This window comes from Anabaena sp. 90 (genome assembly GCF_000312705.1).
Lineage (GTDB): Bacteria > Cyanobacteriota > Cyanobacteriia > Cyanobacteriales > Nostocaceae > Dolichospermum > Dolichospermum lemmermannii.
The window spans coordinates 3,116,718-3,141,296 of the sequence record NC_019427.1 but is presented as its reverse complement, the minus strand read 5'-3'; the positions used below and the strand labels follow the sequence as shown (position 1 = coordinate 3,141,296).

Genomic DNA, 24,579 nt, shown 5'->3' with positions numbered 1-24,579 from the left:
TTAACTATTTCTCCAATGTATTTTTATTTACTTGCAACCAAATTTCCAAACTCACCAATAACCACAGTTTAACACCATATCTTCCCCAAATATCACCTTGAAAATCTAACCATTCACGCAATATATCCTGATTAATATAAGCTAAAATCTCACTATTTCTATTTAACAATAATTTCCGCGCTTCCCGTTGCCAATATTTTCTAAATCCTAATTGTACAGGAACCATCATCCCACTTTTAGGACGATGAATAATCGTATCTGGTAAAATATCACTAACTGCTTTTTTCAAAACTGCTTTTTCTTCAACTCCCGAAAGTTTATATTCTGGAGGAATTTGCATACTTAATTCAACTACACGCTGATCAAATAATGGTGATAAACCTTGTAAATCTGCTGCTTGAGTTAAATTATTCACTTTTGTCAAAATCTGATCTGCACCTTTAAATTTAATATTCAATGCCATTAATCTATTCAAATAATTGACATCGGCATTTAAATCATCATAAAATACTGAAGATTCATTTTTTAAACTTTGCCAAATTTCCGCTTTTAAAAGTTGCGGTAAATCTAAAGTACACTTTTGAAAAGAAATTAAAAATGCTTGTAATGAATCCTGGTTATTAATAGCACCATATAAACTATTAATTAACATAGGTTGATTTTTCGGTCCACCAAAACAAGGATCTCCACCTTCTCCATTGAGAGTAATTTGCACATTTTCTTGCGCGATTCTGCCTATTAATAAATTGGGAACTGTTAAAGGATCTCCAATAGGATCATCTAAATAAGCCATTGTTTCTGGTAAACGTTCCCACATATCCCGAAAGGTAATTTCTAAGATGTGATGTTGAGTTTGACAATGTTCTGCAACTAAATTAGAAAACTCTAATTCGTTCGCAGTTTCGGTCCCAAAATGAATAGAATAGGTGTGAATTGGTGCAGAATGTAATTTTGCTGCTAGTGCGGTAATGCTGCTAGAATCTAAACCACCAGATAGGAAAATACCAACCGGTTGATTTTCGGGTAAATATTCTTTAACAACTTGTTCAAGTAAAAAACGCAATTTTTCACCATACCATGCTAAAGGTTGATTTTTGTCTATAATTTGTTCTTTTAATTGCCAATAATGATAAACTTGTTGTGATGGCATTTGCAGAAAAGTACCAGGACGAATTTCTTTGATATCTTGCCAAAGTGTCCTTTCTCCCGGAACAAATGCACAACAAAGATAATCTCGTAATGCAACTAAATCTAAATTATCAGAACGATAAGGTGTTAAAGTTCTTAATTTTGGGGCTATCCAATAAGTTAAACCTGTGGTAGTATAATATAAAGTGCGTCCACCAATGGCATCTCTAATTAAATATAATTCCTGTTTTTCACAATCCCAAACTACTAACCCAAACATTCCCAGTAATAAATTTAAACATTCAGAATTATATTTTTCCCAAAGTTGTGCAACTATTTGTTGATTACTGCAATTATGATTAATCTTAATTCCTAATTTTTGCAGTAATTCTTCTCGATTACTTAACCAAATATCTCCAACTACTATAAATCTTTTGCTATGACTTATGGCAAATTTATCTGCTGTGGAAATAACTGCAAATTGCTGATCTTGCCAAATTACATCTTCTTTTAAATTATCTAATTTTCCGTAAGCTACACACCAACTAGACTTAAATTCAATATTTGTAATGGCAGACTGAGAACTTTTGAAAAAATTAAATAGCATTAGTTTGGGTATTGGATAAGGGGTAATAAGTAAAAATATTAGCAACTACCAATTACCCGTTAAAATCTAAGCAGCGAAATTTGCAGCAATCTCAAAGAAGTCGGGGATATGAACCAGGAAAAACCCCTGTTTCTTGATAATTTCAGCTAAACTGTTCCTCAGCGTCCAAATTAAATAGCATTTGCAGAGTTTGCATACATCGTCTTCTAGCTTCCACATCTTGCTGGGCGCGTAATTGCACCATCGGATCATGGAGAATCTTATTCACTATTCCCCTTGTCAAAGCCTCAATTACCTCTTGATGCTTTTCGCCAAATTCCGAACCCAAACGAGATAAAGCCTTTTCTAATTCTTGTTCGCGGATAGTTTCGATTTTATTCCGTAAAGAACTAATTGTAGATACAGTTTCTAAACTCCGCCACCAAATATCAAAAGCTTCAACTTCCTCATCTAAAATCTTCTCAGCTTCCTGCGCCATTTGCCGGCGACTTTCATAATTTTGGGCGACAACCGCCTTCAAATCATCAACATTAAAAGCCTTGACATTGGCCAAATCATTGACATCTGCATCCACATTTCGGGGTACAGAAATATCAAATATCATCAATTGTTGATTGGGTTCTAACACCGTTTCCAACTTCGCCCGATCTAAAATCGGTTCAGTGGAAGAAGTGCTAGTAAAAACTATATCACTAGCGGCAATAACTGACATCATTTCTGGCAGCAAATGGATTTGGATCGGTTGTTCTGGGAACAACTTCGCCAATTCTTCAGCCCTTGTGCGGGAACGATTAACAATACTAATTTGAGTTGCACCTTTAGAAATCAGGTGTTGTACAAGTAACCGGGACATTTTCCCAGCACCGAGAATAGACACCCGATAAGGAGATAAATTTTCTACTTTCATCTGTGCCAATTCCACAGCGGCCGAACTGATAGAAACCGCACCAGTCCCAATACTGGTTTCGGTGCGAACCCGTTTACCCGCCGTTAAAGCTTGTTTAAATAAGCGATTTAAAATGGTTTTGATGCCATTAAATTGTTGTCCGAGTTTGTGGGTATTCTTAACTTGAGCGAGAATTTGACCTTCACCCAAAACCAGACTATCCAACCCACCCGCAACCCGTAAAATATGGGTGATAGCATCAGTATGCAGCAACATAAACAAATGATGTCTTAAAGACATAATCGGCAATTTGCTATGTTCAGAAAGGAACTGGGTAACTTCGTGAATTCCTTGGGTAGTCTCGTTACTAACAATATAAATTTCTAAGCGGTTACAAGTGCTGAGAATAGCAACTTCATCAACATGAGGATAACTCAGAAGTTGAGCGATCGCACTTTCAATTTGAGGTTCAGGAATACTTAATTTTTCTCTAACTTCTACAGGGGCTGTTTTATGGCTTAACCCCACCACGGCAATATTCATTTTTTAAATAGGTAATTGGTTTGGTGTCAGGTGTCAGTAGGGGCGAAGCATTGGGAAGATAAATTATCGCTCATTGCCGAAAATAGTTCTCCAAATGCTTCGCCCGTACAGTTGTCAGTTGTCAGTAGGGGCGAAGCATTGGGAAGATAAATTATCGCTCATTGCCGAAAATAGTTCTCCAAATGCTTCGCCCGTACAGTTGTCAGTTGTCAGTAGGGGCGAAGCATTGGGAAGATAAATTATCGCTCATTGCCGAAAATAGTTCTCCAAATGCTTCGCCCGTACAGTTGTCAGTTGTCAGTAGGGGCGAAGCATTGGGAAGATAAATTATCGCTCATTGCCGAAAATAGTTCTCCAAATGCTTCGCCCGTACAGTTGTCAGTTGTCAGTAGGGGCGAAGCATTGGGAAGATAAATTATCGCTCATTGCCGAAAATAGTTCTCCAAATGCTTCGCCCGTACAGTTGTCAGTTGTCAGTAGGGGCGAAGCATTGGGAAGATAAATTATCGCTCATTGCCGAAAATAGTTCTCCAAATGCTTCGCCCGTACAGTTGTCAGTTGTCAGTAGGGGCGAAGCATTGGGAAGATAAATTATCGGTCATTGCCAAAAATAGTTCTCCAAATGCTTCGCCCGTACAGTTGTCAGTTGTCAGTAGGGGCGAAGCATTGGGAAGATAAATTATCGCTCATTGCCGAAAATAGTTCTCCAAATGCTTCGCCCGTACAGTTGTCAGTTGTTAGTAGGGGCGAAGCATTGGGAAGATAAATTATCGCTCATTGCCAAAAATAGTTCTCTAAATGCTTCGCCCGTACAGTTGTCAGTTGTCAGTAGGGGCGAAGCATTGGGAAGATAAATTATCGCTCATTGCCGAAAATAGTTCTCCAAATGCTTCGCCCGTACAGTTGTCAGTTGTCAGTAGGGGCGAAGCATTGGGAAGATAAATTATCGCTCATTGCCGAAAATAGTTCTCCAAATGCTTCGCCCGTACAGTTGTCAGTTGTTAGTAGGGGCGAAGCATTGGGAAGATAAATTATCGCTCATTGCCAAAAATAGTTCTCCAAATGCTTCGCCCGTACAGTTGTCAGTTGTCAGTAGGGGCGAAGCATTTGGAAGATAAATTATCGCTCATTGCCAAAAATAGTTCTCCAAATGCTTCGCCCGTACAGTTGTCAGGTGTTAGTAGGGGCGAAGCATTTGGAAGATAAATTATCGCTCATTGCCAAAAATAGTTCTCCAAATGCTTCGCCCGTACAGTTGTCAGGTGTCAGTTGTCAGTTGTTAGTAGACTATCAAAAACTGATTGACGGATATAAATTGACTAAAAACTATAAAATACAAAGTTTTTAGATGTTCACAACCTGTCAAATTTACTTTGACAGACTACTAATAACAATGGACTACTGTCCACTGACCACTGACTACCGACTAATTACTACCGACTAATTACTACCGCAGTTGGATATTCTTAGGTTCGTCCCACAAGTGAACTGTATCCACAAACCGAGCGGTTTTGGATTGACTAGAAATAACCAAGCTTTGGGTTCTAGCACCACCGTGGAAGAAGCGCACACCATCCATCAAAGTTCCAGGAGTAATACCGCAACCAGCAAATAGCACTGTTTCACCAGAAGCTAATTCATTAGCGTTATAAACTCTGTCTCCGTCAGTAATACCCATTTCATTTAAACGGGCTAGATTACCTTCTCTGCTTTCACCAATTAAGCCAGTTTGGACAACTTCTGGATCATAGATTAATTGTCCTTGGAAGTGTCCACCCAAGCAGCGTAAAGCAGCAGCAGAAATTACACCTTCGGGAGCAGCACCGATACCCATTAAAGCATGGATATTAGTACCAGAGAAAGCGCAACAGATAGCAGCAGAAACGTCACCATCGCTGATTAGTCTTACTCTAGATCCAGCGGTGCGAATTTCTTGAATGAGGTCTTTGTGACGGGGACGATCCATCACTACTACTACTAATTCCTCAACAGAACGGTTTAAGCACTCAGAAAGGATTTTTAGGTTTTCTGTAGCGGATTTGTTGATATCAACATGACCTCTAGCGGCTGCTGGTGCTGCGAGTTTCTTCATGTAGAAGTCAGGAGCAGCAAATAAACCGCCCTTTTCAGAAATTGCCAAAACTGCCATTGAGCCATTTTGACCATAAGCAACTAGGTTAGTACCTTCGCAAGGGTCAACAGCAATGTCAATTTCTACAAGTTCTTCAAGATTACAGACACTGGCAGCATTTGGTTGAGTACAGATACCAACTTCTTCTCCAATGTAAAGCATAGGAGCTTCGTCCCGTTCGCCTTCACCGATGACGATGCGACCACGCATATGGATTTTGTTCATCCGTTCGCGCATCGCTTCCACTGCTACTTGGTCAGCAATGTTCTTTTCGCCCTTACCCATCCACTTAGAAGAAGCGATCGCTGCTTGCTCAACTACTTCTATAATCTCTAACCCAAGAGTATTTTCCACGAGTATCCCCTCTAAATTACTTGTCTTAGCGTCGTTTAATTAGCTATTTCAGTTTTTAAGTTTACCAAAACAAGGATACTTATGGAAAAAAGTCTTGACTAGCAACTATGTTAAGTTTTGCAACTAAGGCAGTATTGCGAGTTTTTACAGTACATTCATATTAGTTAAGTTAAAGTAGAAATTGCTGACAGTAATTGAGTAAATGCGCCTAGCAAGTTAGAATAGTTATGGTGACAGCCTCTCCACTGTTCCTTACGAGGCTTTTATGGCAGCAAATCTCAAACAAATAGCCAAGTATCTAGATAATCTTGGTTGGGACTACCGTTTTGATGAAGAAGAAGACCGGATTATTACGGGTGTGGAAGCGGAAAACATCGAAGATTTTCTGATAGTTGTCCAACTGGACGAGGAAGGAAAATTTTTTCGGCTATTTGCACCCCAAGTTTTGGCAGAAGTAAAAGACCATCCCTACAAAGACGCTATCCTCCAGACGATGCTGGCTATTTCCTGGGAAACTAAAATGCTGCAATGGGAATATGATCCATCCGATGGTGAAATCCGCGCTATCATCGAATTTCCCCTGGAAGACTCCCTGCTCACCGAAAGACAATTTAACCGTTGTCTGAGCGGATTAATCCAAATCGTGGATACCGTTGCCCTGCCGCGGTTGCAAGAGGTGATGGAAACAGGAGAAGATCCGGGAAATCTGGACTTAGGAGAAAGATTATTATTGAGTATTCAAGAACAAGCTCCTGGATTATTAGAACTCCTCGAAAAAGCCATGGAAGCGCGGAAAAAGCGGGGTAGTTTGTCTGATGAATAAAGCGGATCACTACTGAAATGGCTAAACTGCAAAGTGATAACCTGATTATATACTGAAATCTTGTAAGGCTGGATTTTTATGACATCCTATGCAACCTCCTCTGCTAAAGCAGAAATGAGTGAACTCCGGCGGTTAAAAAGCTTATTACCCCCAGAATTACAAAGTTGGGTAACAGTTGAAGGCACAACAGAGGTTAATCCATCCCTGATTCGTTGCGAAGAAATTGGCAAAGACCAAGTGGAAATTCAAATTGACTTGGTAAAATGGGATGCTCTGGCAATGGACCAGCGGAATTTGCTGTTTTGGCACGAAGTTGCTCGCGTGCAAAACGACACTATTCCCAAAGATGGTTGGGAAATGGCCGCACTAGCCATTGGTTTAGGTGGTGCTGTTGGTGAATTATGGGTACAAGATGGATTATTGCTAGTATTAGCTATGGCGCTCTGTGGCGTTTCTGGTTGGCGATTATATCAAAAAAATAATGGTGGTAAACAAGTTAAAGAATTGCTAGATGCTGACGAAAAAGCGATCGCTCTGGCAACCCGCTTTGGTTATAGTTTACCCAACGCCTATAAAAGTCTTGGTAGTGCCTTAAAAACTTTAGTGGAAAACACTCCTAGCAAAAATCAGCGTTCTCGATATGAAGCGAGACTTTCTGCTCTTAAACGCAGCGCCAACAAAGCCAAAGCTAAATCCCGGAATGAGGACTCTGGATTGTGAAATTTTGACAATTAGTGGGGTGGGAGATACCCAACCCACAAAGATACAGTCAGAGTCAGGACTAAAAGCCTTGAACATCAGTAATATCTATCTATTAGACTTTTATGTTCAGAAAAATTTCCGAGAAATTCATCTATTTAACAAAATATTAAAACTTTATCAAACCTTCTTATTTTGCTCATAAAAACTTTTTAAATTCGCGTCTTTGTTGAATATTTTATAAGTTTAGGAAGTCACAGGTCGCAAAAATAGCGAAATCTCCTTACTTACATCTGCAACTAATCAACCGCCGATTTTAACTTTTTAACAACTGTACTTTGGAAGACAATTATTTTTTTAAATAGCTCTAACTTAGTGTTAGAGGCTGGTTAAAGGAATTTTTTATCTTCTTCATAATGAGTTTTATTGCTCACATTGAGAAATTTTAAATTTAGACCTACTGAGTCTAAGTAGGAGATAGTTATTTCCAACTGTTTTGGCCAATATCCGTCAGGTTATCAATAAATTAGCAGGTTAATTAGTGATATTATTGCTGGCTGAAATTTTGCTAAAAATTGTGCATGAAGCAGAGGATATCCTTGAGTTAAGCTAATGCTATTGTTGACAAAGGTAAGTTTTTTCTGGCAACCCATTCTAGTCCTATAGATAATCGCCCAGAATTTGCATGAGCTGCAAAGTCCCGTAATTCAGGAAAACAGTCAATTTGGCAGTTAAAAAGGGCATTGTAATTGTTAAAACTGTCACAAAAGTAACAATGCAAATCACAAAAAGCAAAACAAATAAAAATCTGACGTATCCCGACGTTGAGATATTCCCCTTGAATTGCATAAAAAGACTTAAATCAGGTATCAGTAACATTAACTTTATTTTTAGTAATCAGATGATCATGAGAAATAACAAGTTGATTCACCTATTTACAACAGCAAAAATTTTGACAATTGCTGCTATTGTGAAGCTGGATTGGGAATATTTTCTCTAATCTTTAAAAATCTCCCAGCTTGTGCTTCATCATCCAGATTAAAAATCAGGTTAATTGTTTTTCCAGAAGAAAATTACGGTTAACAAATTAGATTATATATGGCAATTAAAGTCCAGAGTTTTATGAGTAGTCAAACCACACCAGTAGACTTTCCAGTTACTTACTTAGAAAGCGCAGTAATCTTGCAAGTTCCAGTGAGGTTAACTGTGCTTGAGGCCGTCAGTTTTAAGCAAACTTGCCAAAACTTAATTGCAGCGGATTTACCACCAGGGCAAATTATTATTGATTTCCAAAATACTACTTTTATGGATAGTAGTGGTTTAGGTTCTCTAGTCAGCAACTTTAAAAATTCTCAAGAAAAGGGAATCAAAGTAACACTGCGTCATGTTACACCCCAAGTCATGGCAGTTTTAAATCTGACAGGGCTAGATCAGGTGTTTCCCATTGAGTCTCTTCACAACCTCACACTAATAGCCACAGATAACTTTACAAACTCAGGAAAAAATACTTCTCGCAAAGTAGATCCACTTCCTCAAACTCATAATTCCGTGGCATCTTGGATGAAACGGCTGATTGATATTGTGGGATCATTAGTTGGTTTAGTAATTACATTTATTTTGTTTATTCCCATAGTAATCGCCATTCAAATTGACGATCCTGGTCCAATTTTCTTTAGGCAAACTCGTTGTGGTTGGATGGGTAAGCGGTTTGCAATTTGGAAATTTCGGTCTATGTGTGTAGATGCAGAAGCTAGAAAATCCCAAATCAAAAATCAAGTCGAAGGCGCTTTCTTTAAAAATGATAATGATCCCAGAATTACTAAAGTAGGTAACTTTTTACGCCGTACCAGTTTAGATGAACTACCTCAATTTTGGAACGTTCTCAAAGGGGAAATGAGTTTAGTCGGGACTCGACCACCCACACCTGATGAAGTAGAACGCTACGAAGTCCCCGAATGGCAACGTTTCGACGTTAAACCTGGTATGACTGGTGAATGGCAAGTTAACGGCCGCTCTAAAGTTCGGAGTTTTGAAGATGTGATTCGGTTAGATTTACAGTATCAGCAAAATTGGACTTTAGTTTATGATTTAAAGTTAATTTTCAAAACCATCACCATTTTGTTTAATAAAAACAGTGGGGCTGTTTAGCCACTGCTAAACGTCAGTATTCAGCTAATACCTGACGACTGACGACTGAATGCTTGCTACTAAACTAAATTCACCAAGTTAAAACATTCAATTTACCCAAGTTACAAATCGGCTTGGGTTTATTTTTATGAAAGGAACAGGGAAACTAAGCTATCTACCAGGGGTGAGGCTGAAAACCTGGCTTGGGGGCTAATTTTTCGCGTCTGTTCCCCATTCCCTATTCCCTTGGTTGATAAAGTGATCAACTGTAGAATATGTTACTATTCAGGAAAAACCTATTCACACAATTGCAGTTCAGCTATTTTGAGATATTTGTAAGCAAGTTGAATAAGTAGTGGCAACAGAAAAAACGCACATGAGGTTGAATGACTGAATCTTTCCCCCGAAATTTACCATTGACAATAAACCCTGTGAGCAGCCCTAAAACTGACACAGAAGCTACGAGTAAAAATTTAGCTTTAACTATTGCTGAGGCAGCTTTAGACCGCAAAGCAGTAGAAATTATCTTGCTCAATGTGGCAGAGATTTCTTCCCTCGCGGATTACTTTGTGATGATGACTGGTTATTCCAAGGTGCAAGTTAGGGCGATCGCTGACGCAATTCAAGGACAAGTTGAAATTGACTGGCAACGACGACCCATCAGAACAGAAGGCAAAGCCGAAGGAACTTGGGTACTACAAGATTATGGTGATGTCATCGTCCATATCATGATGCCAAGAGAACGGGAGTTTTATAATTTAGAAGCGTTCTGGGGACACGCGGAACGTATTTCCCTACCAAACGCCGAGAATGTTGGGAGTTAACCGATATGATGCGATCCTCCCTTGAGAATTGCCCAGTTCCTACAGAACAACAACCACTGAATGAGTACGAAGAATTAAAAAATGCCTGGCTATTTCGAGATAGTATCTTAAGCTGGGCTAACTTCACCAAGAAAATTTTTTGGATCTGGGCTTGGTCTTGGTTAGTAGCAGGACCTGTGGCAGCAGCCAGTTTTTCTCCCCAAAAGCAGATTTTTAATTTTCTCCTTTGTGGATCTGGTGCTGCTAGTGTAAGTATAGTGCTAGTACTAGTCCGGTTATATTTAGGTTGGTTCTATGTGCGCGATCGCCTTTATAGTCCCACCGTATTCTACGAAGAATCTGGTTGGTACGACGGACACACTTGGACAAAACCCCAAGAAGTCATCAGTCGTGATCGGTTAATTGTTACCTACGAAATCAAACCCATCTTCCAACGCTTGCAAATTACCTTTGCCGCCTTGGCTCTTACGTATCTTATTGGTACTATAGTTTGGCATTTCTTGTAAATAGTCATTGGTCATTAGTCATTAGTAAAACAACCAACCACTGACAACTGACAACTGACAACTGTACGGGCGAAGCATTTGGAGAACTATTTTTGGCAATGATCGATAATTTATCTTCCAAATGCTTCGCCCCTACTGACAACTGACCACTGTACGGGCGAAGCATTTGGAGAACTATTTTTGGCAATGACCGATAATTTATCTTCCAAATGCTTCGCCCCTACTGACAACTGACCACTGACAATTCACAAAATAGATATAAACCCATGACAATGGGAAAACGAACTCAAGCCGCAGCACTAGAAGTCCGGTTGCTGCGTGAAGGCATTATCGAATCTCGGCATATAGTCCAGGCTGTAGTTAGTGATGACCGGGGACGGGTACTTTCCGTTGCTGGTAACGCTGAAACCGCCGCATTTGTCCGTTCTGCCCTCAAACCATTTCAAGCACTGGCTATCACCAGCACAGGCACATTAGAACGTTATGGTTTGAGCGATAAAGACTTAGCAATTATCACCAGTTCCCACAAAGGCAGTATGGAACAGGTGAGACAGGTATTTAACATCCTGTGGCGAGCAGATATTGACATCAATGCCCTGCACTGCCCAATTCCTCAAGGTAAGAGTAGTGCTTTAGAATATAACTGTTCTGGTAAACACGCCGGAATGTTAGCTGTTTGTCAGCAACGCCATTGGCCGTTAACTAACTATTTGGATCGTAAACACCCAGTCCAACAGTTAATTATCACCAAAGTAGCAGAATTGCTGCGAATGCCAGCAGCAGAATTTCTTACCGCCCATGATGACTGTGGCGCACCCACATATCTGATGCAACTCAGTCAAATGGCCTCTTTATATGCTGTATTAGCTTCTAGCAATAGCGTGGATATGGAGCGAATTGTCCGCGCCATGAATCATCATCCTACAATGGTGGCGGGTGTTGGAGAATTTGATACAGAATTGATGCGCTTAACTCCTGGTGAACTGGTGAGTAAATCTGGAGCGGAAGGGGTACAGTGCATTGGCCGACTTGGTGAAGGCATGGGATTAGCTATTAAAGTCATGGATGGCTCAACACGCGCTAAATATGCCGTAGCTATTCACATCCTCCAACAAATGGGTTGGATTAGTCCCAGTATTGCCCAAAGCCTCTCTGAAAAGTTTATGAACCTGGGGAAATACAAGCGTTTGGAAGTAATTGGAGAATTATCGCTTTTGTAGTTGACAAACTTTTGACTTCGCGCTATATTAAAGGAGTCGAGAGAAAAGCGACAAAAGCGACGCGGGATAGAGCAGCCTGGTAGCTCGTCGGGCTCATAACCCGAAGGTCAGTGGTTCAAATCCACTTCCCGCCACCAAATAAAAAATAAGTCCCTGTAATTTTTAAAGATTACGGGGACTTATTTTGCATCCCACATTCCGCACTTCAAAAAGTAGTATACAAAAACTACATTTACAACTAATTAGGGCTTGCTAAATAAAGCTAAAACCATTTATTAATAAGGGTTTCGCGGATTTTTATCACAAAAAAGTGCAAGGTTTTGGCTGATGGTGTCCCAAAATAGATGCATTTTTCTTTGTCAGATTTGGAAAATTGAGGATATCCAGATAATTGATATTTTTGAAAAATTCCAGCCAGAGAAATTTTATTTACCTCTGACATTTTTGTTGAGCTTTGACTGGATAACCGTTATAGGCTTAATTAAGTAACGGCAAGCCCCCTCAATCACACCAGTCGCAATGGGAAAACCCGCAGCCAAATAATCATCGTATTTGAGAAAAGCACCATGATTGAGTAGATAATTAGCACATTTATCCACCGGAGAACATTGTTCAATTTTTAGTTGATGTCAGGTAGCACTAGGACGCATACCAGAAGCCACCAAACTAGATTGACCTTTCAAAATGCGGAGCAAACTTAACCAATCCACCATTTCTTCAAATAGTTGGCGGAAGAGGAAATCAGGATATTATTAAGGATTAGTTAGAATTGAATAATGACGAAAAGTATCAACCATTTTGTGCTACCATTGTTTATATTTTGGAAAATTATTACTGCTAACTTTTAATAGTATTTTACTATAAACTCCATCTTAAAAGTAAAATTCTGGGTTTAGCAAAGAAATCTATAAAATTTTACAAAACAATGACTTTACAGAAGTTAGACAAAAAGGAAGTCATATTGTCATGCAAAAAGCAATAGAAGACTCTACTCTGACTGCTATCGTACCTAATCACTCATCTGTTAAATTGGGTACATTAATGTCAATTATTCGGCAATCTCAACTACCTCGTTCTTTATGTGAATAATAGTTTTATCATAATTTTATCGAAAATCTATCTCAAATCACTATGACACAAGAACCGATACAAGTAATTGGCGGTGGACTCGCAGGAACAGAAGCAGCATGGCAAATAGCCCAAGCCGGCGTGCCTGTAATTCTTCACGAGATGCGCCCTAAACGCTTCAGCCCTGCCCATCATACGGAAAATTTGGCTGAATTGGTCTGTAGCAACTCTTTCGGGGCTATGGCGAGCGATCGCGCCGCCGGTCTCTTACACGAAGAACTCCGCCAACTCGGTTCTATTGTCATCTCCAAAGCAGATGAACACGCAGTCCCTGCTGGTGGGGCTTTGGCGGTAGACAGAGGACAATTTGGCGAAGATTTGACCAAAACCTTAGCAAATCATCCTTTAATTGATTTCCGACGCGGTGAAGTTAAAGAAATTCCCCAAGGTATCGTTGTATTAGCTTCTGGACCTTTAACCAGTCCCGATTTAGCCGCAGATTTACAGCGATTTACGGGGATGGAATATCTCAACTTTTTTGATGCTGCGAGTCCAATTATTGTCGGAGATTCTATCAATAAAGATATTGCATTTATGGCTTCTCGTTATGATAAAGGTGAGGCAGCTTATCTAAATTGTCCGATGAATAAAGAGCAGTATTTACAATTTCGATCAGCACTTTGTCAAGCTGAACAAACGGAATTAAAAGACTTTGAAAAGGAAACGGCGAAATTTTTTGAAGCTTGTTTACCAATTGAAGAAATGGCGAGAAGAGGTGAAGATACCATGCGTTATGGACCTCTCAAACCAGTGGGTTTATCTGATCCTCGCAATGGAGAACGTAACTATGCGGTAATTCAATTACGACAAGAAGATAAAGCCGGTCAACTTTGGAATATGGTCGGATTTCAAACTAATTTGCGGTGGGGTGAACAAAAAAGAGTTTTTCAAATGATACCTGGATTGGAAAAAGCCGAGTTTGTCAGATTAGGAGTAATGCACCGCAATACTTTTTTAAATGCACCGCAGTTGATGTCTGCAAGTTTGCAATTTAAAGAACGTCCAACTTTACTAGCTGCGGGACAATTAATAGGAACAGAAGGTTATACTGCTGCATCTGCGGGAGGTTGGTTAGCGGGAACAAATGCAGCGCGGTTAGCTTTAGGAAAAGAACCTCTAATTTTACCTATTACAACGATGATGGGGGCATTATTTGAGTTTATCAGATCCGCTGCACCAAAACATTTTCAACCGATGGCTCCTAATTTTGGAATTGTGCCAGATTTGGGTGTGAAAATTAAGAGTAAACCGGAAAAATATGGACGTTACCGCGATCGCTCTTTAGCAGATTTAGCAACTTGGAAAATGGAAAATTCAGCCGTTTAAATTAATAGGAGGAAGTGTTTTAATCTTTCTCCTTCAACATCACTAAACCATGTATTCCCACTGCTGTAATCACACCTCCCAATAATCCCCAAGTAGCATCAGCAAAAACATTAATTCGATGGGCTAAAGCTCGATGATATGCAAATTGTAAAGTTCTTTCATTAGGCTTTTCCTCTTTTACCAATTTTTCTAAATAATTTTCAGCTTTTATTAGTGCGTCATAATCAGTACCAAAATAATAAAGGGATATCAATACTACCAAGAAACCAGGGATGGCTAAAGTAAGTAATAAAATTCCTGGGCGTGTCTTCATAAAAACATTTAATATTTTTAGTTTATTATAAGTAGGTGAACGGAAAAAAACCGTAGACGCGGAGCGGCTTCTCGAAGAGTAATATATCAGGAAAAGTAAAGTTGCCCAAAACCTCTTCCCTGTTCCCAGTTAAGAGTTCCCTGCCCTCACAGACAACTTATTCAGCAAGCCCTAAGTATCATCAAGGGGGTTTAAGGGGTATGGAGCTTATCCTGTCTTATTCCTAGCTTCATCGTCGCCCCGTTAGACGCAAACATGGATATTAAAACGATGGTGGATTTTGTAGATTTACTTAAAACATTCAATACCAATTATTGGCACAGAATCAAGGAAATCTTGCCAAAATTCTTGCCCAAATTCTTTTATTCCATCAGGTGAGACTATTGGTAATTGCCAGCGAACCTCTTTAAAACCGACACTCTGAAATGCCCATTCATGAGTGGGAATGCTGAGGTAATAGTTATCAAAGGTGAATTTATGATTATTAATAAATGTATATTTTATGGGCGTACCTTCGATTAGTGGTGAATCTATACTTTTAATAAATCCATATTTTTCAGTTTTCAGATATGATACAGGTGCTTGAGAGGGATTGCTATTAATAGTAACAAAACGACCACCAGATTTAAGATTGGCAAATATACTTTTACACATTTTGAGTAATTCTTCTGAACTTCGGGCATAATTTAGGAGATAGGAAGCAACTACCAAATCAAAGCTGCCTATTTCACCGAGTTCAAGTACATCACCAAGAATATATTCAATATTTTGAAATTTTCTAGTTTCTTCTTCTCTTGCCAATTCAATCATTTTTTGGGAAATGTCTACCCCTACAACCTTTGCTGCACCTTGATCTTTAAACTTTCTGGTATAAAATCCTTCTCCACAAGCCAGATCCAGAATTGATTTTTCCGCCAAATTGCCAAGCATATTAAAATATGTATATGCTTCTATATGTAAACGCATCGGCAATTCTTTGGATTCTTTATACTCTTTGGCTATGGAGTCATAGTTACTAGTCATTTTTATATCCTACTATTTAAAGTTAAAGAACTTGGGTCTTGAATTCAAAGTTAATCTATCAAATTCTCAAATGAGTTTTTTGACCCATAAAACTTGTTGATTTACTAAATCTCTACAATCTGGCTTTCTTTTCCGTTAAATTCAAGGTTAGAATGACAACATTAAATTGTGCTTGAAACTAGAAAAAATTGCTAAAACAACTAACTAACAACGTGTTTCCCGGTTCAGTTATCAAATTAGATAACGGCTTGACATTCATTCACCAAGAAATATCCACTACACCCGTAGTCGTAGCTGACGTTTGGGTGCGTGCGGGAGCTAACCTAGAACCAGAACCTTGGTTTGGAATGGCACATTTTCTAGAACACATGATTTTCAAAGGTACACCAAACTTGCTGCCTGGAGAATTTGATTATCATATTGAAAAAATTGGTGGTGTGAGTAATGCCGCTACCAGCCACGATTATGCCCATTATTCGATTACAACCGCTGCTAATTACCTAGAGCATACTCTACCACATTTGGGAGAATTACTCCTGAATGCAGCCATTCCTGACGATGAATTTATCAGAGAACGGGATGTGGTGCTAGAAGAAATCCGTTCTTACAATGATGATCCTGATTGGGTAGGTTTTCAATCTCTTGTTAAAAATATTTACCAAAACCATCCTTACGGACGTTCTGTGCTAGGAACTGAGCCAGAATTAATGCAGCATTCCCCCGAAGCTATGCGCTGTTTTTATCGCAGTTATTACCAACCAGAAAATATGACTGTGGTTGTGGTGGGGGGAATTGGTGAAAAAGCTGCGAGGGACTTGGTAAACCGGACATTTGTAGATTTTCCGCAACGTGATCATTGTCCCCAATTTACCAAAATTGCAGCACCGGTAATTTCAGGAATTCGTCGTCATGAGTTAATTTTACCTAGACTGGAACAAGCGCGGTTAATTATGGGTTGGAAAGTGCCAGGAGTAGAAGAATTTCGGGCTGTTCATGGTTTAGAATTATTATCAGCACTGTTAGGAGAAGGGAGAATTTCTCGATTAGTATCTGATTTGCGGGAAGAAAAGCAACTTGTTCAAGACTTATGCTGTGATTTCTCTTTACAACAAGAATCAAGTTTATTTACAATTACGGCTTGGTTAGAATCAGAATATCTGGAACGCGTTGAAGAGTTGATTTGTGATCATTTGCAAGAATTGCAAAATCAAGAAATTAGCAAGCCAGAAATAAATCGTATTCAGAGGTTTTTATGTAATGATTATGCCTTTTCTACAGAAACACCAGATCAACTAACTAATTTTTATGGTTATTATCATACCATTGCTAACGCTGAATTAGCTGTTACCTATCCCCAAGAAATCCAGTCTTTCAATCCGCAAGAACTGCAAAAATTAGCTCAACAATATCTTTCCCCAGCTAATTATGCTGTGACAATTCTCAAACCTTGTTAATTATTAAGTAAAAAATGCAAACTATTAATAGTCGCTCTCTGATTCATCGCACCGTATTAAGTAATGGCATTGTTTTATTAGTATCAGAAAATCAAGCTGCTGATATTATTGCGGGACGGATTTTTATTCGCGCTGGTAGTTGTCATGAACAGCGAGAAAAAGCTGGTTTAGCGCATTTGTTATCAGCAGTAATGACAAAGGGATGTGATGGTTTATCGAGTTTAGAAATTGCCGAAAAAGTTGAATCTGTAGGAGCTGGTTTAGGCACAGATGCAGCTACAGATTATTTTTTGCTATCGTTGAAAACAGTAACTGCTGATTTTATTGATATTTTAACATTGGCTGGACAATTATTGCGATCGCCTACCTTTCCCGAAAACCAAATAGAATTAGAAAAGCGATTAGCAATCCAAGATATTCGTTCCCAAAAGGAGCAACCTTTTGGACTGGCTTTTGAACAACTGCGTCAGGTAATGTACCCAAATCATCCCTACTCCATGTCAGTTTTAGGTGATGAAACAACCATGAGCAGCATTACCCGTGATGACTTAGTAGAATATCATCAAACTCATTTCCGTCCTGATAATATTGTCATTAGCATTGCTGGACGCATTACACCAGCACAAGCAGAGAAATTAGTAAATAAGATTTTTGGTGATTGGCAAATACCAAATTCCACCAAACCTACTCTTAATTTACCACCAATTACTGGATCACCTAAATCTTGCCTGAAACCCTTAAATACACAACAATCAATTATCATGTTGGGTTATTTAGGACCATCAGTAACCAACCCAGAATATGCGGCTCTCAAGTTACTTGCTACCTATTTAGGGAATGGTCTTTCTAGTCGTTTATTTGTAGAATTGCGAGAAAAGCAAGGTTTAGCTTATGACGTATCTGCTATTTATTCGACTCGACTTTTTCCCGCTTCCTTCGTAGTTTATATTGGGACAGCACCGGAAAACACCAAAATTGCTTTTAATGGACTTCGCCAAGAAGTAGAATTATTATCTACCACCGAACTGTCAGCAGAAGCATTACAAACTGCTAAAAACAAAATTATCGGTCAATATGCGTTGGGTAAACAAACTAATGGACATATTGCACAGATATATGGTTGGTATGAAATTTTGGGTTTAGGAATTGAATTTGATCAAAAGTTTCCCGAATTAATTAATAATGTCACTGCAACGGAGGCAATGACAACCGCTTGTAAATATTTACAAGCACCCTACTTATCTCTCGTTGGACCAGAAGAAGCCATTCAGACAGCTACTTTCTAAAACCTTAAATTGCGTAGGTTGGGTTGACGTATGTTACCCAACAAAATCAAGTCTTGGAAATATTCGATTATGTTTTATCTTCACACCAAAAAGATTAAAGGCAAACAAAGCGATCGCCACAGGGTAAGATCAGCATCGGAAAGTTATACAAAAATTCTATGAAATTTAGTTTGATAGCAAGTATTCCCAACTACATGAGCGCAAATTCTTGGTATTGCTTACTCTTGTTAACCACCACACCCGCGTTAATTAGTTCCTCTGCTTTTATATCAACAGCAGCAGCGGTTAAAATTGCCCAAGTCAACACAGAAGTTAAAATTAATCGTCCTCCTCTAAACTTAGGTAGTCAGGGTGAACGAGTTACAGAACTTCAAGCCGCTTTGACGATTTTGGGTTTTTATTCAGGTGCTGTGGATGGTACATATCAACAAAGTACCATTATTGCCGTTGCCCAATTTCAGCAAGCTGCTGGCCTAAATCCCACTGGTAATGTAGATAATATCACTTGGCAAAAACTGTTTCCCAGCCCATCAAATATTATTACTTCCGCACCTAATGCTGCCAGTAGTTTTACGACTGTTCCTACCCAACCGACCAGATTCACAAAACCACTGACTACTAAACGCACCACCAATCAGCCTAATTCTAGTATTCAACCCACTCCTCTCAATCAACAAATGCCCGGTATTCAATATACTCCCCAAGGATGGCCAATTTTACATTTAGGTACAAGTGGACCGGAAGTAATTAAATTGCAAAAACAACTAAAAATCCTGGGTTTTTTAAATGGTAAAATAGATGGAGATTTCGGAAGATCCACAGAAGCCGCAGTCAAAGCTGCTCAAACTCGTTATGGTTTAAAACCTGATGGTGTTGTCGGTGGTGGTACATGGAAAGTGTTCTTGAACCGCACTTCCCAGTCACGTTAATCTTGTTCTCGTCATCAAACTATGAAGCACTTTCTTTTAACTTGGATCGGGACTGCGGTAGCATTATTAATTACGGCTAAAATTGTTCCGGGAATCATTCTCACTAGTTTTGTTGCTGCCTTAATTGCCGCTGTTGTGATTGGTTTAGTAAATGCCATTGTGCGACCAATTTTGCAGATTTTAGCATTTCCCATCACCTTAATTACTTTGGGTTTATTCACCCTGGTGATTAATGCCTTAACGCTATGGTTTGCCAGTGCCATAACTCCCGGTTATGGTTTTGAAATTCGGGGTTTTATTCCTGCTTTTTTAGGTTCAATTGTTTTATCAATTGTTTCTGGTATTATTAATCAGATTGTTAATGCAGTTGATTAAAATATCAGGTTTTCACTTTTAGCAACGGCTACTGTGATTGTTGCTGGTGCTTCTGGTAATCGGAAAATCTGTTTAGGAACTAATAACATTATTTCCGTAGATGTGATTTCTGAAGCTGCAAGAATCGCGGAAGCCTCTGCGACGCTAGATGTTCCCACTAACTTAGTAATAGTATTATTAGGATTGGGAACAAGTACATTATTTAAAAGTTCGGCACTAAAGGTTTTTAAAGGTAGTTTTTCTAAGTTACAAAATTCTAGCAAGCCAATTTCTGAGGCTTTTTTATCAATAGTTGCAATTCCAGCTATTTCATGATATATAAGTTGATTTTCCTGAAAAACTTTTTTGATTACTAAATTAATTAATTGTTGGGAAATTCCTTTTTGACAACCAATTCCTACCCATAATTTTTTTATAACCATATTATCCACGTTCTTTGACAACACTAATAAATGGGGTGTAAAAATAGCGAGCAAGATGCCCGCACTACAAGATTGATAATATTTCTCCAGAAAAATGGCAAAGGTATTGCTATTTAGGGCTTGCTGAAAAAGTCTTTTCGTGAGGGCTAGGAGTCACCGAGTCACCGAGTCACCGAGTCAGGAGGAAGAATTAGAAGCAGAGAAGAATAGTCTCAAATTTCAGAAAGTGATAGGTTTTTAATGGTTTCAATCCTTATTCCTTGCACCTAATTCACTTTTTTAACCGGGAAACTCTTAATCTATCTAGGTTTTCGGTTTATTCAGCCAGCCCTATTTAACTCGAACATTTTGCTTGATATCGTCCCAAAGCCATTAAAGGAAAATACTGCTGATAAAGGTGATACTTCAAATAAAAATGGCAAGGGAAGCCCGTTCCGGTAAAGTATTCTTCATCCCAAGTACCATCTAATTTTTGTGTTTCTAACAGGTAATTAATCCCCTTTTCAATACTATCAATAGCTAATTTATCCGTAGCTTCACCTGCTGCTATTAACCCAATTAAAGCCCATGCTGTTTGGGATGCTGTACTGTCACCTTTTCCTTTTAAATTAGGATCATTGTAACTAAAACAAGTTTCTCCCCAACCACCATCAGAATTTTGTACTTTCACTAACCAAGCTGCACCTTGATTTATATCTCTAGCATATTTCAAAGGATTAATTAAAGCCAAAGCTGATAAAACGCCGCTAGTTCCATAAATGTAATTTACACCCCAACGTCCAAACCAACAACCTTCTATTTCTTGTTCCTTCAAAAGATAATCTAAAGACTTTTCTAAATTATCTGGTTGAATTGATAAATTACAAGCCCCCAACATTTCCAATACTCTAGCAGTGACATCAGCCGTATTTGGATCAATCATCGCTTTCAAATCACCATAGGGGACAGAATTGAGCCATTCTTGATCATTATCAAGATCAAAAGCCGCCCAACCTCCTGGTTTACATTGCATTGTCGCAATCCAATTTAAAGCCCTATCAATAGCTTGTTTTTTTAGTTCCTCATTCCGCAATTTTGCTTGATGTAAAGCCATGACAACCACAGCCGAATCATCCACATCTGGGTAAAAACGATTTTCAAATTCAAACGCCCAAGCACCGGGTTTTCCCTGCTTGTTTTTGACATTCCAATCACCATAATCGAGAATTTGTTTCTCTATTAACCATTCTCCAGCTTTAACAATAGCCGGATCATTTGGGGCAAAACCTGAATCAATCAAAGCCCGAATCACCCAAGCTGTATCCCATACAGGAGAAACACAAGGTTGGACACAGTAACTATTTTCTGTTTCAATGGCGAAATTATCAACTGCTTTTAAACCCCGTTCGATCACCGGATCATTAGCATCATAATCTAAACACTTTAAAGCTAACAGAGAATTTAACATTGCGGGAATAATTCCCCCCCAATCACCTGTAACTTCTTGACGTTCTAGAATCCATTTTTCTGCGGCTTTAATTCCTTCATTTCTAAAAGGAACAAAATTAATACTTTCTGCTAATTTAAAGCCATCATCAAGGATATTAAAAATATCTGACCAATCACCATTTTTTGGTAATTCCCAGCAGACATTATTTACACCTTCAGCATATAATTCATCTAAATTAATTGGCTGATCAATGTTAAAAATTGGTTTTCGATCAAAGACAATTAATAATGGCACAGTGCTAGAACGCGCCCAACTCGAAAGTTCATAAATATTGAAGAAAAAATTATCGGGTAGTAACATTACCCAAGGTGGCAAAGAAGGCAGTCCGCGCCAATTATAACAGTCAATTAAAGCTAGATGTAACTTTGTAAAAATCCGAGTTTTGCTAATACCACCTTTAGCTAAAATTAGAGATTTCGCTTTCAGCAATGCGGTATCTGTAGCGGGTACACCTAACAATCTTAAAGCCATATAGGCTTCTACAGTTGTGTTTAAATCTCCACCATCACCATAAAACAATTCCCAACCTCCATGTTCTCGTTGTTGAGAACGGAGATAATTTTCAACTTTATGTAAAGGTCTGGTTTTCTCAGTTCCCCAAATCTTATGTAATAAAACAGCTTCCGAAGTGATGGTAACATTAGACTCTAACTCAGCCCACCAATAACCATCGGGATTTTGAATAGAAAGTAGATGTTTTTGACTTGCGGCTATCGCATCAACAACTTGCTTGACTTTTATTCTATCTTGTGTTTGCATCAAATACCTACCTCAGCACCAAACAATATTTAAATAACATAACCGAATTACGAGAAAATTCTTCCGCAAAATCAGCAAACATTGTATTCTATCCAAGTCAGTAAAAGAATTAAATTTGTCTTTTAAATTTTAAATTGGAGTACAGCAACAGTTATGGCAACAATTATATTCAGTTTGACCCTTCTATCCTTAGTCATTTGGATATTTTTACTCTTATTTTGGGGGCAGTTTTGGCGAGTTAATCACCAATTAGAAGCAAATCAAGATAAAGATATTGATAACAACACCTTACCGACCGTGTGCGTAATAATTCCTGCCCGTAATGAAGCCGATGTCATTCCTGTTAGCTTGCGATCGCTCCTCCTTCAAGACTATCCTGGTAATTTCACCATCTTTTTAGTAGACGATCAAAGTAGCGATGGTACAGCCCACATTGCCGAAGGAGTAGCCCACAACCTCGACAAAACCCCACAACTACAAATTGTTACCAGCACCTCATTACCCCCAGGTTGGACAGGCAAATTGTGGGCAATGGAACAAGGTTTACAAACAGCCAGTACCTTGACACCAGACTATTTTTTACTTACTGATGCCGATATAGAACATGATCCCAGCAACTTGCACCGCCTAGTTGCCAAAGCCGAGGCACAGAAATTAGATCTCGTATCCATCATGGTACGCTTACGCTGTCAAAGTTTTTGGGAACAACTATTAATACCAGCTTTCGTCTTTTTCTTCCAAAAACTTTATCCATTTTCCTGGGTAAATAATCCCAAAAAAGCTACTGCTGCCGCTGCTGGAGGTTGTATTCTCATTCACTCAGAAGCCCTAAATAGAATTGGTGGGTTGCAAATAATTCGTCAAGCCTTAATTGATGATTGTTCCCTAGCCAAAGCCGTTAAATCAACTCACGGAAAAATCTGGCTAGGATTAAGCACCCTAACCTATAGCTTACGTCCTTACGACTCCCTGAAAACAATTTGGGATATGGTCGCCAGAAGTGCTTACACACAACTAAATTATTCCCCTTTCCTGCTAATAGGCAGCCTGTTGGGAATGACTTTAGTTTATTTATTACCACCGATAGCAATTATTTTCGGTCTGGTATTGGGGAATTGGATAATTACCCTGATTTCTTTCATCGGATATCTACTGATGACTTTTGCTTATTTCCCAATTATTCGTTTTTATAAATGTTCTCCAGTTTTTGCTTTTAGCTTACCCATCATTGCTTTTTTATATACTTCTATGACAACAGATTCAGCATTACAACATTGGCAAGGACGTGGAGGTGCATGGAAAGGTAGAGTATATGCCCGTTGACAAGATAAGAGAAGCAAGAAAAGCAGAGAAAGAAATTTCCTTCTTCTTCCTTCTTCCTTCTTCCTTCTTCCTTCTTCCTTCTTCCTTCTTCCTTCTTCCTTCTTCCTTCTTCCTTCTTCCTTCTTCTTCCTTCTTCTTCTCCTGACTCCTGACTCGGTGACTCCTGACTCCTTCTTCTTCTCCTGACTCCTGACTCGGTGACTCCTTCTTCCCGAGTTTACCCCGTTGACAACCAGTAGCAGACATTTTTTCCCCAAATTCCCATTCTCACCCATTAAACACCAGCCCCAGCATTACCCACACATTAGGATTACTGGTAAAAACAGTAGATCAAAAGTAGTCAGAATATTTAAAAGAAGTCCGGATTGGACATTAGCAATTAGGGATTAAGTTATAGGAAGCGGGACTTGAGAACAGGGAAGAGAAATTTTTTCCATTAACATCAAGTATCATACCGCAGACTAAATTTGATTGTCATGTTTACAGCCAATGATAAAAGCCAAACTCAGAAATTTGCGTGTTATTGACCTCAAGTTCACAGAAGCTTCACAACTAATAGCACAATATATGAGCTATAGTTTTTTTCCGGCAATCACAGTAAATTTTCTCGGTACTAAAAAGCTAATAGCCCTTAAATCAAATCAGGCATAAACTTCAGCATCTTCCTTCGTTTGGGTGTCGTCGGCAAAAACCCAAGTCTTAAATAGACCTGGATTTGATCATAAGAGGTGAAAACTTTTGTATATAAGATGGATGATGAAGGTTTGATCTCGCATAGAAGTTAACCGGATCTGACCATCTCAAAAAAGATTATCTATACCAACTCTGGTAACACAACTACAGTCCAGAGAAATTTCAGCATACCAGGGCATTAACTACTATTCCCCTATTTCCATCCTCAGTT

27 protein-coding genes, 1 tRNA gene and 1 pseudogene are annotated in these 24,579 nt (G+C 38.9%); 19 read left to right on the top strand and 10 right to left on the bottom strand.

All coding sequences use genetic code 11. The features are described 5' to 3' along the window. Nucleotides 1-4: 4 nt before the first annotated feature. Entirely contained in the window at nt 5-1,735 is a 1,731-nt protein-coding gene (locus ANA_RS13680) for an asparagine synthetase B family protein (protein WP_041458066.1), read from the bottom strand. A 142-nt stretch (nt 1,736-1,877) separates the two neighbouring features. Beyond that, complete coding sequence (locus tag ANA_RS13675) at nt 1,878-3,164, bottom strand: glutamyl-tRNA reductase (protein WP_015080646.1); 1,287 nt, start codon at nt 3,162-3,164, stop codon at nt 1,878-1,880. 94 nt (nt 3,165-3,258) lie between these two features. Between ANA_RS13675 and ANA_RS27740 the strand changes: the two genes are divergently transcribed. From ANA_RS27740 to ANA_RS26005, 5 genes are all read left to right on the top strand, one after another. Beyond that, a complete protein-coding gene (locus tag ANA_RS27740) occupies nt 3,259-3,402 on the top strand; it encodes a hypothetical protein (protein WP_158310537.1) in 144 nt (47 codons plus the stop codon). Between the two features lie 472 nt (nt 3,403-3,874). Beyond that, a complete protein-coding gene (locus tag ANA_RS27735; RefSeq protein WP_235081845.1) occupies nt 3,875-4,018 on the top strand; it encodes a hypothetical protein in 144 nt (47 codons plus the stop codon). 32 nt (nt 4,019-4,050) lie between these two features. Then, nucleotides 4,051-4,194: a hypothetical protein gene (locus ANA_RS26010; protein ID WP_158310537.1), complete on the top strand. Its 144-nt coding sequence runs from the start codon at nt 4,051-4,053 to the stop codon at nt 4,192-4,194. Between the two features lie 32 nt (nt 4,195-4,226). Beyond that, nucleotides 4,227-4,370 carry a hypothetical protein gene (locus tag ANA_RS26620; protein WP_158310535.1) on the top strand — a complete coding sequence of 48 codons (144 nt, stop codon included), beginning with the start codon at nt 4,227-4,229 and terminating at the stop codon, nt 4,368-4,370. Beyond that, complete coding sequence (locus ANA_RS26005) at nt 4,315-4,512, top strand: hypothetical protein (RefSeq protein WP_148279052.1); 198 nt, start codon at nt 4,315-4,317, stop codon at nt 4,510-4,512. The genes ANA_RS26620 and ANA_RS26005 overlap by 56 nt, the downstream gene beginning before the upstream one ends. A 99-nt stretch (nt 4,513-4,611) precedes the next feature. Here the strand turns inward: ANA_RS26005 and glpX are convergent, their stop codons facing one another. Next, nucleotides 4,612-5,649, bottom strand: a complete 1,038-nt coding sequence (gene glpX / locus ANA_RS13670) for a class II fructose-bisphosphatase (RefSeq protein WP_015080645.1) — start codon at nt 5,647-5,649, stop codon at nt 4,612-4,614. Nucleotides 5,650-5,914: 265 nt separating this feature from the next. On the opposite strand from glpX, the gene ANA_RS13665 reads away from it, so the two are divergent. From ANA_RS13665 to ANA_RS13640, 5 genes are all read left to right on the top strand, one after another. Next, on the top strand, nt 5,915-6,472 hold the full coding sequence (locus ANA_RS13665; protein WP_015080644.1) for a hypothetical protein: 558 nt from the start codon (nt 5,915-5,917) through the stop codon (nt 6,470-6,472). A gap of 78 nt (nt 6,473-6,550) precedes the next feature. Further along, the gene (locus tag ANA_RS13660) at nt 6,551-7,192 is read left to right on the top strand and encodes a DUF3318 domain-containing protein (RefSeq protein WP_015080643.1); all 642 of its coding nucleotides are present in this window, start codon (nt 6,551-6,553) and stop codon (nt 7,190-7,192) included. A gap of 1,077 nt (nt 7,193-8,269) precedes the next feature. After that, on the top strand, nt 8,270-9,319 hold the full coding sequence (locus ANA_RS13650; protein ID WP_015080641.1) for a sugar transferase: 1,050 nt from the start codon (nt 8,270-8,272) through the stop codon (nt 9,317-9,319). 365 nt (nt 9,320-9,684) lie between these two features. Then, nucleotides 9,685-10,122, top strand: a complete 438-nt coding sequence (gene rsfS / locus ANA_RS13645; protein ID WP_015080640.1) for a ribosome silencing factor — start codon at nt 9,685-9,687, stop codon at nt 10,120-10,122. Nucleotides 10,123-10,127: 5 nt separating this feature from the next. After that, nucleotides 10,128-10,628: a CGLD27 family protein gene (locus tag ANA_RS13640; protein ID WP_015080639.1), complete on the top strand. Its 501-nt coding sequence runs from the start codon at nt 10,128-10,130 to the stop codon at nt 10,626-10,628. A gap of 4 nt (nt 10,629-10,632) precedes the next feature. On the opposite strand, the gene ANA_RS24670 is transcribed toward ANA_RS13640, so the two are convergent. Next, nucleotides 10,633-10,794 carry a hypothetical protein gene (locus ANA_RS24670; protein WP_235081844.1) on the bottom strand — a complete coding sequence of 54 codons (162 nt, stop codon included), beginning with the start codon at nt 10,792-10,794 and terminating at the stop codon, nt 10,633-10,635. A 100-nt stretch (nt 10,795-10,894) separates the two neighbouring features. Here ANA_RS24670 and ANA_RS13635 point away from each other — a divergent pair, with 100 nt between their 5' ends. Together ANA_RS13635 and ANA_RS13630 are read left to right on the top strand one after the other, a co-directional pair. After that, nucleotides 10,895-11,848 (top strand): asparaginase, encoded by a 954-nt coding sequence (locus ANA_RS13635; protein ID WP_015080638.1) that lies wholly within the window; start codon nt 10,895-10,897, stop codon nt 11,846-11,848. 60 nt (nt 11,849-11,908) lie between these two features. After that, a tRNA-Met gene (locus ANA_RS13630) sits at nt 11,909-11,985 on the top strand. 339 nt (nt 11,986-12,324) lie between these two features. On the opposite strand, the pseudogene ANA_RS26000 reads toward ANA_RS13630, so the two are convergent. Next, nucleotides 12,325-12,552, bottom strand: a pseudogene (locus ANA_RS26000) (ISKra4 family transposase); the annotation flags it as partial. Nucleotides 12,553-12,751: 199 nt separating this feature from the next. Here ANA_RS26000 and ANA_RS24665 point away from each other — a divergent pair. Continuing rightward, nucleotides 12,752-12,937, top strand: a complete 186-nt coding sequence (locus ANA_RS24665; protein ID WP_083881465.1) for a type II toxin-antitoxin system HicA family toxin — start codon at nt 12,752-12,754, stop codon at nt 12,935-12,937. Nucleotides 12,938-12,979: 42 nt separating this feature from the next. Then, nucleotides 12,980-14,302, top strand: coding sequence for an FADH(2)-oxidizing methylenetetrahydrofolate--tRNA-(uracil(54)-C(5))-methyltransferase TrmFO (gene trmFO / locus ANA_RS13620; RefSeq protein WP_015080636.1), 1,323 nt, complete (start codon nt 12,980-12,982; stop codon nt 14,300-14,302). 19 nt (nt 14,303-14,321) lie between these two features. Here the strand turns inward: trmFO and ANA_RS13615 are convergent, their stop codons facing one another. Together ANA_RS13615 and ANA_RS13610 are read right to left on the bottom strand one after the other, a co-directional pair. Beyond that, nucleotides 14,322-14,615, bottom strand: a complete 294-nt coding sequence (locus ANA_RS13615) for a hypothetical protein (protein ID WP_041458064.1) — start codon at nt 14,613-14,615, stop codon at nt 14,322-14,324. 288 nt (nt 14,616-14,903) lie between these two features. After that, complete coding sequence (locus ANA_RS13610; protein ID WP_015080634.1) at nt 14,904-15,638, bottom strand: class I SAM-dependent methyltransferase; 735 nt, start codon at nt 15,636-15,638, stop codon at nt 14,904-14,906. Nucleotides 15,639-15,850: 212 nt separating this feature from the next. On the opposite strand from ANA_RS13610, the gene ANA_RS13605 reads away from it, so the two are divergent. The 4 genes from ANA_RS13605 (at nt 15,851) to ANA_RS13590 (ending at nt 19,682) form a co-directional block, all read left to right on the top strand. After that, the gene (locus ANA_RS13605; RefSeq protein ID WP_015080633.1) at nt 15,851-17,092 is read left to right on the top strand and encodes a M16 family metallopeptidase; all 1,242 of its coding nucleotides are present in this window, start codon (nt 15,851-15,853) and stop codon (nt 17,090-17,092) included. A 14-nt stretch (nt 17,093-17,106) separates the two neighbouring features. Beyond that, nucleotides 17,107-18,378, top strand: coding sequence for a M16 family metallopeptidase (locus ANA_RS13600; protein WP_015080632.1), 1,272 nt, complete (start codon nt 17,107-17,109; stop codon nt 18,376-18,378). Between the two features lie 158 nt (nt 18,379-18,536). After that, entirely contained in the window at nt 18,537-19,307 is a 771-nt protein-coding gene (locus ANA_RS13595; protein ID WP_015080631.1) for a peptidoglycan-binding domain-containing protein, read from the top strand. Nucleotides 19,308-19,328: 21 nt separating this feature from the next. Continuing rightward, nucleotides 19,329-19,682 carry a phage holin family protein gene (locus tag ANA_RS13590; protein ID WP_015080630.1) on the top strand — a complete coding sequence of 118 codons (354 nt, stop codon included), beginning with the start codon at nt 19,329-19,331 and terminating at the stop codon, nt 19,680-19,682. Here ANA_RS13590 and ANA_RS13585 read toward each other — a convergent pair. Both ANA_RS13585 and shc read right to left on the bottom strand, forming a co-directional pair. Beyond that, on the bottom strand, nt 19,679-20,104 hold the full coding sequence (locus tag ANA_RS13585; RefSeq protein ID WP_041458063.1) for a cobalamin biosynthesis protein: 426 nt from the start codon (nt 20,102-20,104) through the stop codon (nt 19,679-19,681). The genes ANA_RS13590 and ANA_RS13585 overlap by 4 nt on opposite strands. A gap of 334 nt (nt 20,105-20,438) precedes the next feature. Continuing rightward, nucleotides 20,439-22,352, bottom strand: coding sequence for a squalene--hopene cyclase (shc, locus tag ANA_RS13580; protein WP_015080628.1), 1,914 nt, complete (start codon nt 22,350-22,352; stop codon nt 20,439-20,441). Nucleotides 22,353-22,505: 153 nt separating this feature from the next. On the opposite strand from shc, the gene ANA_RS13575 reads away from it, so the two are divergent. After that, nucleotides 22,506-23,675 (top strand): glycosyltransferase, encoded by a 1,170-nt coding sequence (locus ANA_RS13575; RefSeq protein ID WP_015080627.1) that lies wholly within the window; start codon nt 22,506-22,508, stop codon nt 23,673-23,675. Here the strand turns inward: ANA_RS13575 and ANA_RS26860 are convergent. Continuing rightward, nucleotides 23,619-23,921 (bottom strand): hypothetical protein, encoded by a 303-nt coding sequence (locus ANA_RS26860; RefSeq protein ID WP_162471198.1) that lies wholly within the window; start codon nt 23,919-23,921, stop codon nt 23,619-23,621. The genes ANA_RS13575 and ANA_RS26860 overlap by 57 nt on opposite strands. Between the last annotated feature and the right edge of the window lie 658 nt (nt 23,922-24,579).